We start from the raw sequence: 15049 nt of genomic DNA on the forward strand, positions 1-15049 counted from the left end.
GTACATAAAACCGGTTCGGGCCGGTTTTTTCTTTTAACAAATTACCCTCCTGACTTTGCTTCTGTAATTTTGACTGCTAGGATTTGGACAGGCATTGGCATCTAAGCCCATTTCCTTGTTTTCCCGAGGCTTTTCCTACTATGCATCCAGCTCTGATTTGGTGTTTATTGTCTGCTTTGCTGCTTCCCTGCTCTTTATTGGCCTCCATGCAATTTTCATCTTTGGCGCAACAACATGCTGACGCCCCTTTAATCAGTTACGACATCAAACAAGATCAGAAAGGTTATATCTGGTTTGCCAGTGAACTGGATGGTCTGCAACGTTTTGATGGGTACGAACTGAGCCGCAGGAACATTCTGACAGAGACAGAACTTCAATCCGCGATGGCCAATGTCAATCAATTATTAGTCGACAGTCAGCAGCGACTTTGGGTCAGTACCTGGGGTCAGGGCGTGACTTTGTTGGACCAGCAACTCACAATCAGCATGCGTTATCACACCAAAGCGAGTCCGGCCCAACAACTGCCCTCAGACAGAGCACAAAGTTTTTTTGAAGACCAGCAACAACGAATATGGATTGGCACAGTGGAAGGGTTGCGTTATGTGCATTCGACAGACCCCGGCAGGCTGCATCAGGTTCAACTCCTACCGGATATCAGAGTATGGCAGGTCACACAGTCTGACAACGGCACCCTTTGGCTTGCCACCTCAAAAGGTTTATATAGCTTGTCGGCTGATTTGCAACAGGTAGAGCACCAGCCGCAGCCTGCACTCTCAGACGAAGATGTCAGCCTGAATCCAGCCGAGATCCGCACCTTGCTGTTGGTAGAACAAGGGCTTTGGCTCGGTACTCAGCTTGGCTTATTTTTCTTTAGCTTTGAGCTTGGGCAAATCACCTCACGTTACCCGGCTGAATTTGGCGTGATCAATACCTTGTTTCAACCAGAACCGGGCCAGCTCTGGGTTGGCAGCGGCGCAGGTTTGTTCAGAATAAACACCGGATTGACGCAACCTCAGACTCCTGAACATTTTTTGCAAACTGCAGATATTCGTAAATTTTTTAAAGACCAGACCGGGGTGATCTGGGTGGCGAGCCGCAACAGGGGGGTCTTTAAAATGAATCCCTTGCCTGAAAATTTCAAAGCAGTACCGCTGCCCCAGAAACCCGGCATGGCAGAAAAAACCTTAAGACGTATTTACAGTCAAACCATTATCGACGACAGGATCTGGCTGGGAGTGGATCACGATCTGGTCAGTTATGATCTCAAGCAACAACGCTGGCAAACACACCGCTTACCCACCCGTCGCCCCCACAATCAAATTCAGGCAGTAACCCGGGATCACCATGGGCAGTATTGGGTCGGCACAGATCTGGGGTTGTTTGTCTCTGAGGCATCGGACCAGGAGTTCAGCCAAAAAAGCTTACCTGATACCATCAGACAATTGGCTGGGATCACTTCAGTGGCAGCGGACGCTGATGGTTCATTGTGGCTTGGCATATGGGAAAAAGGCCTGGTGAAGTGGCCACAACAAAATCCACAAGGACAGCTTGAACACTACAGTATCACCTCACAACCCGGTGATGCCGTGATCAGTATTATCAGCGATACCTCAGACAGCATATGGATGGTTAGTCGCTTCAGCGGCCTGTACCGATTGGAGCGCCACACTGGACTAATAAGCCGTTACCATAGTGGGGCCGATAGCCTGATACAACTGCCAACAGACGTTCTGCTTTGCCTTGAGAAGGTGAATGAACACCAGTTATGGGTCTGTACCAATCAGGGTTTGTTTTTTATGGACTTAAACCAAAGCCAGAGTGAACTTTATCAGGTGGAGCAAGGACTGCCGGACAACAGAGTGGTCGCCATCAATGCACAGGAGCCAGGTTCAGTCTGGGTCAGTACAAAAAGAGGTCTGGCTGAACTGAATTTAACCAGTAAAACCTTCAAGCTTTTTGCTGAAAAGGCCAATATTAATGCGTTATTACTGGAAACCCGAGCGCTGAACCGCACGGCCTCGGGTCAATTCTGGTTAGGTACTGCAGCAGGTTTATATCAATTTACTCCACGTCTGATGCAGGATTACAAATTTAACGCCCATATGGTGATCAGCAAACTCAAAGCCGATCAAAAACAGTGGCTGGACCCACAAAGCACAGCACAAGATCCACTGGAAGTCCCGGCTCATACCAAAGAAATCAGCATTCACTTCAGCTTTCTGGAGTATTTTTTCACCGATGGCCATCAGTATCAGTACAGATTCTCTGGCTCAGACCGCGAGTGGCATTACATAGGCCACCAGCATCAGGTGAGCTTCAACAGACTACCGCCTGGTCATTACAGTTTTGAGGTACGAAATAGTCTGGAGCATTCAGAACACAGCACGGCCAGACTGCACTTTGTGATCCATGCGCCATTGTGGCAGGACAAAAGACTCTGGTTATTTGTTTGTCTGGTTGGATTGTTATCGCTCTGGCTTATGTGGCAAGGCCGAACCCGCAATCTGCATCAGCAAAACTCAAAACTCAACGAGCTTGTACGCCAGCGTACTGCGGATCTCGAGCAGGCGAACCTTGCGCTGAACCAACAAGCCCGCACCGACTTTCTGACCAAATTACCTAACCGTCTGGCGTTTTCTGAACAGTTTGAATTATTGCAACGTCAGGCGATACGGCAAAAGTCGTCTTTTACTCTGGTATTACTGGATATAGACCATTTTAAAAGCATTAATGATAGCTACGGTCATGATGCTGGTGACGTGGTGCTGGCAAAAGTAGCTCAAAGTTTAAGCCAACGCCTGCGTCAGCAAGATGTACTGGCGCGCTGGGGCGGCGAAGAGTTTATTTTATTATTACCAGACACTTCAGTGCAGGGAGCTTTGGTGGTCTGTGAAGAACTACGCCAATGCCTGATGCAGATGGATATAGTCTATGACAAACAACCAATCTTAGTAACAGCCACTTTTGGTGTGGCTCAGTTGAACGATTTGCAACTGGATCTGGTCCGCTGGCAATCTGCTGCTGATATCGCTTTGTACCAGGGCAAAAAAACCGGACGCAACAAAGTCGTAGTTTATCAGGATGACACTGCAGACAATGCTGAATAACGGAAGGCTTGTTCAACGCAGCTCTGTAGCGAGGCATATGGAGTAAAAAACAGCGGTTTTATTCGAGGTAACGCTTCTTCTGCTGTTGTAGATCACTGATCGCCTGCGACAAGTCAGCGCCGGTCAGATGGTGCTGCTGCATCAACTTCTGCATAGCTTCAGACAATTCAGCACTGCTGTACTCTGTCGCAGGAATTTTTGCCTGCCGATAGTAAGTGGTACCAAAATCAATCAAAGCACAAAGCAAATACATCAGCAGAAAAACCGCCGGATACTTTATTTTTTGTACCATGTTTTCAGCTCCTGTTCCCATTGTGTCCGCTCGTCTGGCCATAAATCTCTGGTGGTCGCCTCATCAAACTTATAACGCTTATTAGCTTTGAGTTTTAATAACACAGCACCGGGTAAGGTGTCCAGATCAGCATATTCCAGCTCACCGGCTTTTAATACTTTGGCGTACTCCAGAATTTTGGCGGTGAATTCTTTCGTCAAAGGCGCAGGCGCCATCAATTTAACCTGACACAAGGTATTACGGCATTCACTGGCCAAAATACGCAACTCGTTGTTGGTGGTGGTGACAGCTAAGTGGGCTAACAGGTATTCGGTGGCTTCTGCCCAGCTTTCATCTCTGTCCTGATCATCCCAGTTTGCATGGTGTTCCAGCAAGACTTTTTCTTTGGCGATGAAAGCACGGATACCTAAATAAGCGTGCAGCACCTGCGCAGCTTCAGGATTCTTTGCCTCAAAGTCATTGGCTTGATTTAACTGAGATTGAGTCATAGGTTCAGGCAACAGCACAAATGCCAGCCAGGGTTTGGCTTGATAAGTACAAATAGCAGCACCAGCCAACAGCAGGCAGATCAGAGTCTGTGCTAAGGCGGATTGTAAATTGAGCTGAAACTTTAACGCCATACAAACTCCAATCAAAAGGCGGCAAAGTTTAACAGAGCCTGAATCAGTACTAAAGCGGCTTGTTTAAATGGCGCGGGAAAACAGCAAGGGTTCCACATAATCAAGCAAAGACAATTGTGTTTTACCTTCCAGACTAAAACCTAGTTTGGTCGCAACCTGTTTAGAACCTTCATTATCCGGATGGATCACTGCTACTAAGCGGTTCAGGCCTAAAGTCTGAGCAAACTCAATCACGGCAGAACCTGCTTCTGTCGCTAAACCTTTGCCCCAGAATTCTGGTAAAAAACGATAACCAAGCTCAGTTTCCTGAATTTCCTCAAGAAACTTAATACCACTAAAACCTATTACCTGCCCCGTTGCTTTCCAGACACAGGCAAAACGGCCATACCCATAAACCTGATAATCCCGCAGCGGATGCTGTTGCAGATAATCCAGCACATCCTGTTTCGATTGCGCTGGTTTATTGCCAACATAACGTATCACTTGCGGCACAGTCGCTAATGAATACATAGCATCAACATCATCCAGCGTAAAAGAGCGCAAGATCAAACGTGGGGTTTCAAGTACAATATCCATTGCCATAAGTCTTACCCTTTAGCTTTTTTGCTAAAAGATGGTTTACCGGACGAGCGTTTGATTTTCTCAACAGCTTTAGCCGCAGGGTTTACCCCAGTGTGCCGGGTTAAGGCTACCTGACCTGGTTTTTTACCTGGTACTTTGATAGCACGCAGGAATAGGTCCTCTTTGCCTTCTTCCGGCACCAGACAACCTTTGCTTCTGCCTATCAGGTGTTTTAAGCCCATTTTGACTAAAGCTTCGCGGATCATTGGCCAGCCTTTCGGGTCGTGGTATCGCAGCAAGGCTTTATGTAAGCGGCGCTGACGTTCACCTTTAGGCACAGGCACTACTTCGGTATTGCCTTTGATATTTTTCAGCGAGTTCATCTCTGTGTGATAGATGGTGGTCGCGTTTGCCATAGGACTTGGGTAGAAGTTCTGCACCTGATCCAGTTTAAAATCACGTTCTTTCAGCCACAGAGCTAAATTCACCATGTCTTTGTCGGTAGTGCCAGGATGCGCTGAAATGAAATAAGGGATCAGGTATTGCTCTTTACCGGCTTCACGGCTGAAACGGTCGAACATTTCTTTAAACTTGTCATAGGCGCCCATGCCGGGTTTCATCATCTTCGACAATGGACCTGTTTCGGTATGCTCCGGGGCTATTTTTAAATAACCACCTACATGGTGCTGCACTAACTCTTTGACGTAGTTTGGATCTTCAACTGCCAAGTCGTAACGCACACCAGAGGCGACCAGAATCTTTTTAATGCCATCCACTTTACGGGCAGCACGGTATAAATCCACAGTCGGGCTTTGGTCCGTATCCATATGTTCACAAATGGTCGGGTAGACACAAGAAGGCCTGCGACAGGTTTGCTCAGCTTTTGGATTTTTACAACGTAAGCGATACATATTGGCGGTTGGGCCGCCTAAATCCGAAATCACACCGGTAAAACCCGGTACTTTGTCACGAATTTCTTTAATTTCTTTTAAAATCGATTCCTGCGAACGGCTTTGGATCACGCGGCCTTCATGTTCTGTAATAGAACAAAAAGAACAGCCACCAAAACAGCCACGCATAATATTGACCGAAGTTTTGATCATCTCATAGGCAGGAATTTTGGCTTTACCATAAGTCGGGTGCGGCACGCGCTGATAAGGCAAGCCAAATACACCATCCATCTCTTCAGTGGTCAGCGGGAATGCAGGTGGGTTGACCCATAAATGCCGGTCGCCATGGCGCTGGTAAATAGCGCGGGCGCAACCTGGGTTAGTTTCCTGGTGCAAAATACGAGAAGCATGGGCATACAAGGACTTATTGACACTCACCTGCTCAAAAGCAGGCAGTTTGACATAAGTTTTTTCCCACGGTTTTTGCCGTGGCGGTTGCACCAGAATTGGCTTGGCTTCCACCTCAGGCGCTTTGCTGAGGTCTATACCTTGTTGAGCGAATTCAGAAAAAGTGCCACACCCCACATCATCTGCACCATAAGGATTAGGCACAGGGTCAATTTTTCCTACTTTATCAATAGCCGTTGAATCGACACCACGCCAGCCCGGTAAAGGCTCTTTGCGGATCACAGCAGTGCCACGAATATCGTGCAGCGTATTGATATCTTCGCCATTGGCAATACGATGCGCGACTTCCACCAGCGGACGTTCGGCATTGCCGTAAATCAACATCTCGGCTTTGGCATCAAAAATAATGGAGCGACGAACTTTTTCCTGCCAGTAATCATAATGAGCTATACGGCGCAGGCTGGCCTCAATACCACCTATGATCACGGGCACATCTTTGTAGGCTTCTTTACAACGCTGTGAATACACCAGCACAGCACGGTCAGGTCGTTTTCCGCCTTCATTGCCTGGCGTGTAGGCATCGTCGTGACGTAGTTTTTTATCCGCTGTGTAGCGGTTAATCATGGAGTCCATATTGCCGGCAGAGACACCAAAAAACAGATTGGGTTTGCCAAGGGTCATAAAAGCATCTTTGGACGACCAATCAGGCTGAGCAATCATACCTACCCGAAAGCCCTGACTTTCCAGCATACGGCCAACAACGGCCATACCAAAACTGGGGTGATCGACATAAGCGTCACCCACCACCAGAATAATATCGCAGCTGTCCCAGCCCAGTTGTTTCATCTCGGCCCGGCTCATTGGCAAAAATGGTGCAGTACCAAAGGACTCAGCCCAGTATTTCGGATAAGAAAATAATCCACGCTCGGCCGACATGCGGTCCACTGCTGCGGATTTTCTTAAAGGGACCTGATTCATTTGCATCTGTTGCTTCACTCGGTTTTGCCTGCCAAAAATGGCCGCGCATTATACTTGACTCAGCCGGAGAATACTAACATTAAGGCAGAGTCGGGTTGTTCACAAATTAAACAACAAAAAATCTCAGGCCAGCTTGAAGTTTCAACACGCTGTTACCACCAGATTTTCGTTAAAAACTAAGTCTGGCAATCCAGTGAAAGCATATTCAGTCAAACTAGTACATCAGAATAGTCAGCACCCCCAGCAGCATAAAGATGGCACAGGCCACGCGGCGTGCCCAGTCCAATGAAATACGTTCCAGCAACCAGCTGCCGGCATAGACCACAGGCACATTGGCTGCCAGCATGCCGATAGTGGTGCCAAAAATTACCTGCCAGGTTTCCGGGTAAGTAGCAGCCAAAAGCACAGTGGCCACCTGAGTTTTATCGCCAATTTCTGCCAGGAAAAACAAAATACAGCTGGCAAAAAATGCACCGTATTTTAAAACACTGACTTCTTCGCTGTCGTCTTTATCAGGAATAAGTAACCAAAGCGCCACGGCAATAAAAGAGCCACCTAACAGCCAGGCATGCCAGCCTTGTGGAATAAATTGCGCCCCCCAGGCACCAAACCAGGCTGATGCGGCGTGATTTAATAAGGTTGCCACCAGAATACCGGCAATAATAGCGCCACGGGAGCGAAAGCGGGCTGCGAGGAACAAAGACAAAAGCTGGGTTTTATCGCCAATCTCTGCAACAGCAACAGAAGCGAAGGAGGCAACAAAGGCATCAAAAAACATAAACTGCACCTGGCGGGAAAACTAAACATAAGACAATAAACCAACTCCCGCCTGGGGTTAGTGCATTGTCTTAGGTCTCATTAGTACCTGATCAGCGATGATCAAACGGGACGTTGTTGCCATGTACAGTGAGGTACAAGTATGTTGACAACAACACAAAACCTGGCGGTTTTGTAAATTACTCCCCTAAGCGCGGGCAGAAGTATAACCGCGCCATCAAAGTTCAGGCAACCAGAAAATCACGCGCAGTTGCTCTAGCTAACCTTTTAAGTGCCTTGCATGAAAACGCAGATGTTCTTCAATAAAGCTGCTGATAAAAAAGTAGCTGTGATCATAGCCGCTTTGCAAACGGATTTGCGCCCCACTCTGACTAAGCTGATTGGCTTCGATTAAGGATTCAGTGCGAAGCTGTGAAGGGTAAAACTGGTCAGCCTCACCCTGATCGATCAGCATTGGCAAACTGTTTTGTTTTTGCGCCAGTAAAAAACCCGCGTCGTACTGCAACCATTGGCTTTGATCTTTGCCAAGATAAGCGGTAAAGGCCTTTTTGCCCCAGTCACATTCTGAAGGTTGACAAATAGGTGAAAAAGCCGAAACAGAGCGGTAAGCACCTACTTCACGTAAAGCTATCACTAAAGCACCATGGCCGCCCATCGAATGACCGCTGATAGCTTTGGCGGAGGTGACAGGTAAATGCGCTTCAATCAAAGCAGGCAGTTCACGGCTGATATAGTCGTACATCTGATAATGCGCAGCCCATGGCTCTTGGGTCGCATTGACATAAAAACCTGCACCCTGACCTAAATCGTAAGCGGCATCGTCTGCTACATGCTCACCTCGAGGGCTGGTATCCGGGATCACTAAGGCGATGCCCAGTTCAGCCGCAACACGCTGCGCTCCGGCTTTGATCGAGAAGTTTTCATCTGTGCAGGTTAAGCCAGACAACCAATACAACACAGGCACTTTTTGCTTTTCAGCCGCTGGTGGTAAATAAACAGAAAAGTGCATCACACCTTTGACGGAGTCTGAGTGATGCTGATATTTAATCTGCCGGCCGGCAAACAACTTATGTTCGGACAACTGAATTAACGTCATTGCTTTATCCTTGTGCTAAGCCCGGCGAACCGGGCTTTTAATGAATGACTAAAGACTCTGGTTAGAAATGGATCACAGTACGAATTGATTTGCCTTCATGCATCAAATCAAAGGCTTCGTTGATTTGCTCCAGTGGCATGGTATGGGTGATAAAGGTATCCAGTTCAAACTCACCTTTTAAATAACGCTCCACGTAGTCCGGTAATTCAGAGCGGCCTTTGACACCACCAAAAGCAGTACCACGCCATACCCGACCAGTGACTAACTGAAATGGACGGGTTGATATTTCTGCACCGGCAGGTGCTACACCAATAATTACCGACTCGCCCCAGCCTTTGTGACAGCACTCTAAGGCTGAGCGCATCACGTTGACATTACCAATACATTCAAAAGAGAAATCAACGCCGCCGTCCGTCATTTCAACAATCACATCCTGAATAGGCTTGTCGAAACTCTTTGGATTGATCACATCAGTCGCACCCAACTGACGGGCGATATCAAACTTAGACTCGTTGATGTCTATTGCAATAATGCGGCTGGCTTTGGCCATCACAGCACCAATAATGGCGGATAAACCTATGCCACCTAAACCAAAGACAGCAACAGTATCGCCTTCTTTTACTTTGGCAGTGTTCATTACAGCGCCCATGCCAGTGGTCACACCACAACCCAATAAACAAACCTTTTCCAAAGGCGCGGCTTTATTGATTTTGGCTAACGAAATTTCCGGCAGCACAGTGTATTCAGAAAAAGTAGAAGTGCCCATGTAGTGATAAATAGGCTGGCCGTCTTTGGAAAAACGTGTAGTGCCATCCGGCATTAAGCCCTGACCCTGGGTGGCGCGAATAGCCTGACACAAGTTGGTTTTGCCAGATAAACAGAATTTACATTTGCCACATTCAGGCGTGTATAAAGGGATCACATGATCGCCCACAGCCACGCTGGTGACGCCCTCGCCTATGGCTTCAACTACACCACCCCCTTCATGGCCCAGAATGCAAGGGAATTTACCCTCAGAATCCTGCCCCGACAAAGTGTAAGCGTCGGTATGGCAGACACCTGTCGCGACAATACGCACCAGCACTTCGCCCTTTTGTGGCGGCATTAAATCCACTTCTTCAATTTTTAACGGTTGACCCGGACCCCAGGCTACAGCTGCACGCGTTTTGATCATTTTCATTCTTGTTCTCCAAACCAGAGTAGTAGTTACTATAGCTTATTGTAATTTTTTCTTATTCGATGATAATCCCTGCAAATAACAAATGAGTTTTGCATAAATGAAAGAATGGCAAGGCATCAGCGAATTTGTGGCCGTGGCAGAACTTGGCAGTTTTTCTAAAGCGGCCAAAGTCTTAGCAATTTCTGTGGCTCAGGTCAGTCGCACTGTGCTGCAATTAGAGCAACGGCTGAACTGCAAACTGGTGCTTCGCACCACCCGTCAGGTGCGTTTAACAGAGCAAGGGGTGATGTATTACCAGCATTGCCGCGCTTTGGTTAATGGTTTGCATCAGGCCAATCAGCAGCTTACCAGCTTACAACACGAACCTTCGGGCGCGATAAAAATTACCGCCCCTGTTTATTACGGCGAGCAATTTATTGCGCCTTTGCTGCATGAGTTTTTATTACGTTACCCCAAAGTGCAGCTGGATTTGCAACTGACTAATGATCAACTGGATTTAGTGCAAGGTGGTTTTGACTGCGCCATCCGCTTAGGAACTCTTACCGATTCCAGTTTACAGGCCAAAGCCTTAGGCAAACGCACCTTGTATTTATGCGCCAGCCCCGACTACCTGCAAAAATTCGGCACACCAGAAACAGTAGCCGAACTGCATCAGCACCGCTGTTTGGTTGGCTCTGTCGACTTTTGGCGTTTTGAACAGCAAGGCCAAAAGCTGCAATTTAAACCCCAATCTTATTTACGTTGTAATAGCGGCGTGGCATTAACAGATGCGGTACTCAAAGGTTTAGGCATTACCCAATTACCGGATTATTACTTGCAGCCTTATTTAGAGGATGGCCGTTTAGTGGCTTTATTATCAGAACAACAACCCTCCGACGAAGGCATCTGGGCTTTGTATCCACTGAACCGGCATTTACCGGTTAAAGTACGGTTATTGCTCGATTGGTTGCAGCAAGGATTGGAAAGCCTTCCAAAGGTGGCAGGCTAGATCTGTATTTGTCGTGCTTTTATTTGTCGTACTTTTATTTGTCGTGCCAGGGGTTAAAAGTTACTATGATTGGCAGAACAGATGCAGCAAACAAGCGATTATGTTGAACTTTCCCCTTATCGTTAAACTATTGCAGCAGCGCTTGCCAGATCTTATGGCTGTGTATGCTTTTGGCAGTCAGGTCGCAGGCACTGCAGACAAACACAGCGATTTGGATTTAGCAGTACTGGTGCCAGGTTATGCCGATGTGATTGATTTATGGGATATCAGTAGCGATCTGGCAGAGCTGCTGCACTGTGAAGTGGATTTGCTGGATTTTCGTGCAGCATCTACTGTTATGCAATACCAAATTTTGACCAAAGGACAGCGCCTTTACGCCGTTGATCAACAGGTTGGCAGTTATGAAGCCACGCTGCTGTCAGCAATGACCACACTAAACGAAGCCCGCGCCGAACTTTTAGCTGATATTAAAAAGGATGGGTCTGTTTATGGCCGTTGATCACAACTCGCTCCCAGATGATGTGCTGCTCAATAAAGCGGCCACTATTGAGCGCTGCATCCTTCGCGCCCCGGAATAATACAATAAAAACCCTGCCACTTTTGCCACAGACTTGACCCGTCAGGACGCAGCTATTCTGAATATTCAACGCGCTTGTGAAGATGGGCCAGCATCTGATCCGCCTGCATAAGCTTGGTGTGCCACAAAGCTCCCGCGATGTATTTACCCTGTTAGCCACAGCTGATTTTATTCCGGCTGAACTTGCCGACAACCTGAAAAAAATGATTGGTTTCAGAAACATCGCTTTACATGAGTATCAACGCTTACAACTGGCAGTCACCGAACATGTGATTTTGTAGCATTGACAGGATTTTCAGCAGTTATGCAGGATTTTGATTGGGGGTAAATACGGTTAATAATTGAACTAATTAAACCGCCCAGAGAAATGGTCATGCAAACGTAATTTGTAAAATAGATGGCTCAAAGATCACTTTTTTTGTAAAAAATGACAATCCGTTTTGACATCAAGTATGTCAATAAAATCGGAACTCTCTATTTTTTTGTGCAATCCAATCTTAAATGTTGCACTATTAGAATAAAATACATCCAAATGATTGAGTGGATGCAATGACCCATTCTCGTTTTTAGAGTCATGATCGAACCTGAGATAGGAGTCTTCTAGAAATAACAATTCTTTCAAAAAACTCCAAAGCTCGGGTTTGCTGTACGACATATCGATAATGAGATCTGCGAGTTGAGCTACACAAGACTCACTTCGCAATTTTTCACTGTTCAAAACACTCAAAGCATTGGAGACAAGAATACTATCAATAATCCCTGAAGTTTTTGACTCAAACAAAACAGAATCATCCTGAAAGCGAACAGTAAAAGGGAGAGAAACTGAAAAAATTTTTGATTCCAACCGGCATACAACTCGCCTCATTTTTTCAGTAATAATACAGATTTCTCCATAACCACTCTTTATATTTAAAGCGTATGACAACTTAACTGAGTTTACTATATTAAGGATAAGAACTGCGTAATCAAATTTATCTCTGATAGCAAAAGATATGTTTTTTGCTATTGTTTCATCAATGTAAAATATTAATTCTTTCCTCATTTCCTAATAGCCATTTTATCAGCAGTAGAAAGAACAAACTCCCGAACGACTTCATAACTAACATTTTCTGGATCCATATTTTTCACAAGATTAAGCAGTGGTTCTCTCCATAGACCTGGAATCTCAAGCTCTTCAAAAACCGCATCAGTCATATCAAATATAGACATTTTCGATTCATCAACATCTATACTAGTTCTAATTTTTTCCAAATCTTTTTCATTTGGAGCTTCTATTTTCAAATACCCATTTTTCTTAAGGAACGACAAGCCATTTTCTATACTCTCTATTTTATCCTTTGATATTTGATTTGATATTATAAGATATGACTTTATGAACGAACGTGTAAGTAGCATATATAATGCATTTCTCTCATGTTTCATATCTGAAATTAACTCACTCACACATATAACAAAGGGAAATTCCAGTCCTTTCACATTATTTTTATTACTAATAAACACAGAGTCTTTTACTGTATTCTTTGACTCCCAGGCTTTGTTTAATCGCCAGTTTAGCTGTCTACTTATCTTATACTCAAGTATGTTAGCTAGATCAAATCCCCTTGAATTGGGACCAGTAAAAACAATCCCAATGTCGTTAGCACTCAACGTTGGATTCTCATTTTTTATTTTCTGTATTACGCTAATGACTAAATCTGATTGTTTATCTTGGTCAAAGTCGGTTTTAGCAATATCAATACTAGATATGTTATCAGTCTCTAAATCTTCAAATCGCCGTAAAGGTTCTCGTCTAAGATTATAGATCTTACTAGACATTTCTTTATCAACAAGGTAGCCACAAGTACCCCACTGATCATCATTCAGCCATCTTAATTTATTCTTTTCAAATAAACCCATTCCAAGTGCATGAGCAAACATCAATGTCCTTGGATCAGTTCTATAGCACTTATTCAACAGATAGTCTGGAGTAATTTGACTTATAATATTCTCATCAAAAATACCTTGGAAAATATCTCCAGCTACGTAAACTTTATCTTTTGTAACAATTGAGCAAAGCTCAATAAATTCCTCTGGAAAGTCTTGACTTTCATCTATAAGCACATAATCAAAAGCAAACTTATGATCTTCTGAACTCAATTTTTTAATATGATCAATGGCAAGACGACATGCTCTAGCAAAAGACATAGTGTAAGAATATCGTTGGAATTTTATATCGAAGATATGGCATATATACCTGTATGCTCCAGAGCATTCATCTGACGATGCTCCCCAAGCATGCACACACCATAATCTCTCATCCCATTCGATCTGCTGCTCGACTTTCATGAAATTGAAAAATTCAGGGATCCTTTTTCTTAAACTAGCTGCGAGTATCTTGTTGTGACACGTAAGCAATACCTTTGATGATTCCTTATTTACATATATATCCCTCAATTTATGGAGAAGCAACTCTGTTTTACCTGTACCAGATAAACCTTGTATTTTCACCACTTTTTTATCTAACTCATGGTAGATAAACCTTGTTTGATCACCATCAAACAAAATTATTTTTTGTTTTATTTTATCCAGTATACTCTCAGGGACATCGTCTTTGACTCTTTCTATATCATTGATACTTCCGGTAAGCAGAGAAATTACCAACTCAGACTTTTTCTGTATGAGTAGATTTTCAATTTTATTCTCATTTAATAATGATTTTACACTTTCTATCTCAGCCGCTTTTTTAAATTTATAGGTAGATACTAAATCATCTTTCCAGTTCCGAAGTCTACCAAGTACTGACTTATAATGGTATTTATCTGAAATAGATGCTATATCTTCCAACAAATCCAGATAATAGTCTTCAAAATCATCATCACTATCTTCAAAGTTAATAATCATTATTTTATGCTTGGGTACCAAAAGAATAATTGCACCAGTATAACTGTAGTTATACCTACTCTCCCCCAGCGGCTTATTTATTACAAATATCTGTGTTTTGTTTTCGTTGGAAAAATCATCCAAACGCCTAATAAACTTGCCATTGTAGTTGTTTTGGTCTGCTTGAAGAAAGAAAAACCCATTAGACATTTCTGATACCCAATTAAAATTTTTTTCTGAAAGGCTGGTATTCAAACGCCAATTTCAGTCTGAATCCATTTAGTTATTTAATTTTTCTATTGTTCGTAAGGCTTACCCAAAATAACTAATCGGTCAAGAGATTATTTCTTTGTGTAAGACCAAAATTTTTAGTTGAAAATACATTTGAGGAGATGCATAGCGTTTTGCCGTATACTCAAAAACCTATGCCACCAAAACTACCTACTCGCCACCAACTGCCGTGGTTTGGCTGTTAACTGCTGTGCCAGATCATCAACTTGTTCCTGTAGTTCTACTGACTTGCCGTTGAGTTGTTCAAGCTGAGTGCTTAACTTTTCGACCTGCGTGCTTAGCTGTTTATTAGCGCTTGCCTGCTGCAGGTTGGCGTAGCCCATCAGTAACAAAGCGGCTATAGCTGCGATGGCGATCAGTGCGGTTTTATCTTTCAGAATATTCATGATCTGTCCTTAAATGATGAAATGGCGTGAAATTTAATA

The 15049-nt window shown here is 44.5% G+C and carries 14 protein-coding genes; 4 read left to right on the top strand and 10 right to left on the bottom strand.

Features of this window, described 5'->3' with window-relative positions; translation table 11 throughout:
• Positions 1-140 precede the first annotated feature (140 nt).
• Positions 141-3107, top strand: a complete 2967-nt coding sequence (locus RHEIN_RS09845) for a ligand-binding sensor domain-containing diguanylate cyclase (RefSeq protein WP_008898825.1) — start codon at positions 141-143, stop codon at positions 3105-3107.
• 58 nt (positions 3108-3165) lie between these two features.
• Here the strand turns inward: RHEIN_RS09845 and RHEIN_RS09850 are convergent, their stop codons facing one another.
• The 7 genes from RHEIN_RS09850 to RHEIN_RS09880 form a co-directional block, all read right to left on the bottom strand.
• Complete coding sequence (locus tag RHEIN_RS09850; RefSeq protein ID WP_008898826.1) at positions 3166-3399, bottom strand: hypothetical protein; 234 nt, start codon at positions 3397-3399, stop codon at positions 3166-3168.
• On the bottom strand, positions 3384-4019 hold the full coding sequence (locus RHEIN_RS09855) for a hypothetical protein (RefSeq protein WP_008898827.1): 636 nt from the start codon (positions 4017-4019) through the stop codon (positions 3384-3386). The genes RHEIN_RS09850 and RHEIN_RS09855 overlap by 16 nt, the downstream gene beginning before the upstream one ends.
• A gap of 63 nt (positions 4020-4082) precedes the next feature.
• Positions 4083-4601, bottom strand: a complete 519-nt coding sequence (locus RHEIN_RS09860) for a GNAT family N-acetyltransferase (protein ID WP_008898828.1) — start codon at positions 4599-4601, stop codon at positions 4083-4085.
• A 5-nt stretch (positions 4602-4606) separates the two neighbouring features.
• Complete coding sequence (locus RHEIN_RS09865) at positions 4607-6814, bottom strand: YgiQ family radical SAM protein (protein ID WP_040554939.1); 2208 nt, start codon at positions 6812-6814, stop codon at positions 4607-4609.
• 256 nt (positions 6815-7070) lie between these two features.
• Positions 7071-7634 carry a TMEM165/GDT1 family protein gene (locus tag RHEIN_RS09870; protein WP_008898830.1) on the bottom strand — a complete coding sequence of 188 codons (564 nt, stop codon included), beginning with the start codon at positions 7632-7634 and terminating at the stop codon, positions 7071-7073.
• A 258-nt stretch (positions 7635-7892) separates the two neighbouring features.
• A complete protein-coding gene (gene fghA, locus RHEIN_RS09875; protein ID WP_008898831.1) occupies positions 7893-8729 on the bottom strand; it encodes an S-formylglutathione hydrolase in 837 nt (278 codons plus the stop codon).
• 61 nt (positions 8730-8790) lie between these two features.
• Positions 8791-9900 carry an S-(hydroxymethyl)glutathione dehydrogenase/class III alcohol dehydrogenase gene (locus tag RHEIN_RS09880; protein WP_192826712.1) on the bottom strand — a complete coding sequence of 370 codons (1110 nt, stop codon included), beginning with the start codon at positions 9898-9900 and terminating at the stop codon, positions 8791-8793.
• Positions 9901-10006: 106 nt separating this feature from the next.
• On the opposite strand from RHEIN_RS09880, the gene RHEIN_RS09885 reads away from it, so the two are divergent.
• The 3 genes from RHEIN_RS09885 to hepT all read left to right on the top strand — a co-directional run bounded on the left by RHEIN_RS09885 (position 10007) and on the right by hepT (position 11755).
• Positions 10007-10897, top strand: a complete 891-nt coding sequence (locus tag RHEIN_RS09885) for a LysR family transcriptional regulator (protein WP_008898833.1) — start codon at positions 10007-10009, stop codon at positions 10895-10897.
• A gap of 100 nt (positions 10898-10997) precedes the next feature.
• Positions 10998-11396 (top strand): type VII toxin-antitoxin system MntA family adenylyltransferase antitoxin, encoded by a 399-nt coding sequence (mntA, locus tag RHEIN_RS09890; protein WP_237704354.1) that lies wholly within the window; start codon positions 10998-11000, stop codon positions 11394-11396.
• 155 nt (positions 11397-11551) lie between these two features.
• On the top strand, positions 11552-11755 hold the full coding sequence (hepT, locus tag RHEIN_RS21145; RefSeq protein ID WP_337456934.1) for a type VII toxin-antitoxin system HepT family RNase toxin: 204 nt from the start codon (positions 11552-11554) through the stop codon (positions 11753-11755).
• 128 nt (positions 11756-11883) lie between these two features.
• On the opposite strand, the gene RHEIN_RS20415 is transcribed toward hepT, so the two are convergent.
• The 3 genes from RHEIN_RS20415 to RHEIN_RS09910 all read right to left on the bottom strand — a co-directional run bounded on the left by RHEIN_RS20415 (position 11884) and on the right by RHEIN_RS09910 (position 15010).
• The gene (locus tag RHEIN_RS20415; RefSeq protein ID WP_008898836.1) at positions 11884-12516 is read right to left on the bottom strand and encodes a hypothetical protein; all 633 of its coding nucleotides are present in this window, start codon (positions 12514-12516) and stop codon (positions 11884-11886) included.
• Positions 12513-14588 carry a DEAD/DEAH box helicase gene (locus RHEIN_RS09905; protein WP_202797808.1) on the bottom strand — a complete coding sequence of 692 codons (2076 nt, stop codon included), beginning with the start codon at positions 14586-14588 and terminating at the stop codon, positions 12513-12515. Before RHEIN_RS09905 ends, RHEIN_RS20415 begins: the two co-directional genes overlap by 4 nt.
• A gap of 182 nt (positions 14589-14770) precedes the next feature.
• Entirely contained in the window at positions 14771-15010 is a 240-nt protein-coding gene (locus RHEIN_RS09910; RefSeq protein ID WP_008898838.1) for a hypothetical protein, read from the bottom strand.
• Between the last annotated feature and the right edge of the window lie 39 nt (positions 15011-15049).

Source organism: Rheinheimera sp. A13L, assembly GCF_000217935.1.
Lineage (GTDB): Bacteria > Pseudomonadota > Gammaproteobacteria > Enterobacterales > Alteromonadaceae > Pararheinheimera.

Bases quoted from the DNA above. Each gene is read 5' to 3' on its own strand.
- RHEIN_RS09865 (WP_040554939.1), bottom strand. From the start codon at position 6,814: ATGTCGGCCGAGCGTGGATTATTTTCTTATCCGAAATACTGGGCTGAG.
- RHEIN_RS09850 (WP_008898826.1), bottom strand. From the start codon at position 3,399: ATGGTACAAAAAATAAAGTATCCGGCGGTTTTTCTGCTGATGTATTTG.
- mntA (WP_237704354.1), top strand. From the start codon at position 10,998: ATGTTGAACTTTCCCCTTATCGTTAAACTATTGCAGCAGCGCTTGCCA.
- RHEIN_RS09870 (WP_008898830.1), bottom strand. From the start codon at position 7,634: ATGTTTTTTGATGCCTTTGTTGCCTCCTTCGCTTCTGTTGCTGTTGCA.
- RHEIN_RS09885 (WP_008898833.1), top strand. From the start codon at position 10,007: ATGAAAGAATGGCAAGGCATCAGCGAATTTGTGGCCGTGGCAGAACTT.
- fghA (WP_008898831.1), bottom strand. From the start codon at position 8,729: ATGACGTTAATTCAGTTGTCCGAACATAAGTTGTTTGCCGGCCGGCAG.
- RHEIN_RS09845 (WP_008898825.1), top strand. From the start codon at position 141: ATGCATCCAGCTCTGATTTGGTGTTTATTGTCTGCTTTGCTGCTTCCC.
- RHEIN_RS09860 (WP_008898828.1), bottom strand. From the start codon at position 4,601: ATGGCAATGGATATTGTACTTGAAACCCCACGTTTGATCTTGCGCTCT.
- RHEIN_RS20415 (WP_008898836.1), bottom strand. From the start codon at position 12,516: ATGAGGAAAGAATTAATATTTTACATTGATGAAACAATAGCAAAAAAC.
- RHEIN_RS09910 (WP_008898838.1), bottom strand. From the start codon at position 15,010: ATGAATATTCTGAAAGATAAAACCGCACTGATCGCCATCGCAGCTATA.
- RHEIN_RS09855 (WP_008898827.1), bottom strand. From the start codon at position 4,019: ATGGCGTTAAAGTTTCAGCTCAATTTACAATCCGCCTTAGCACAGACT.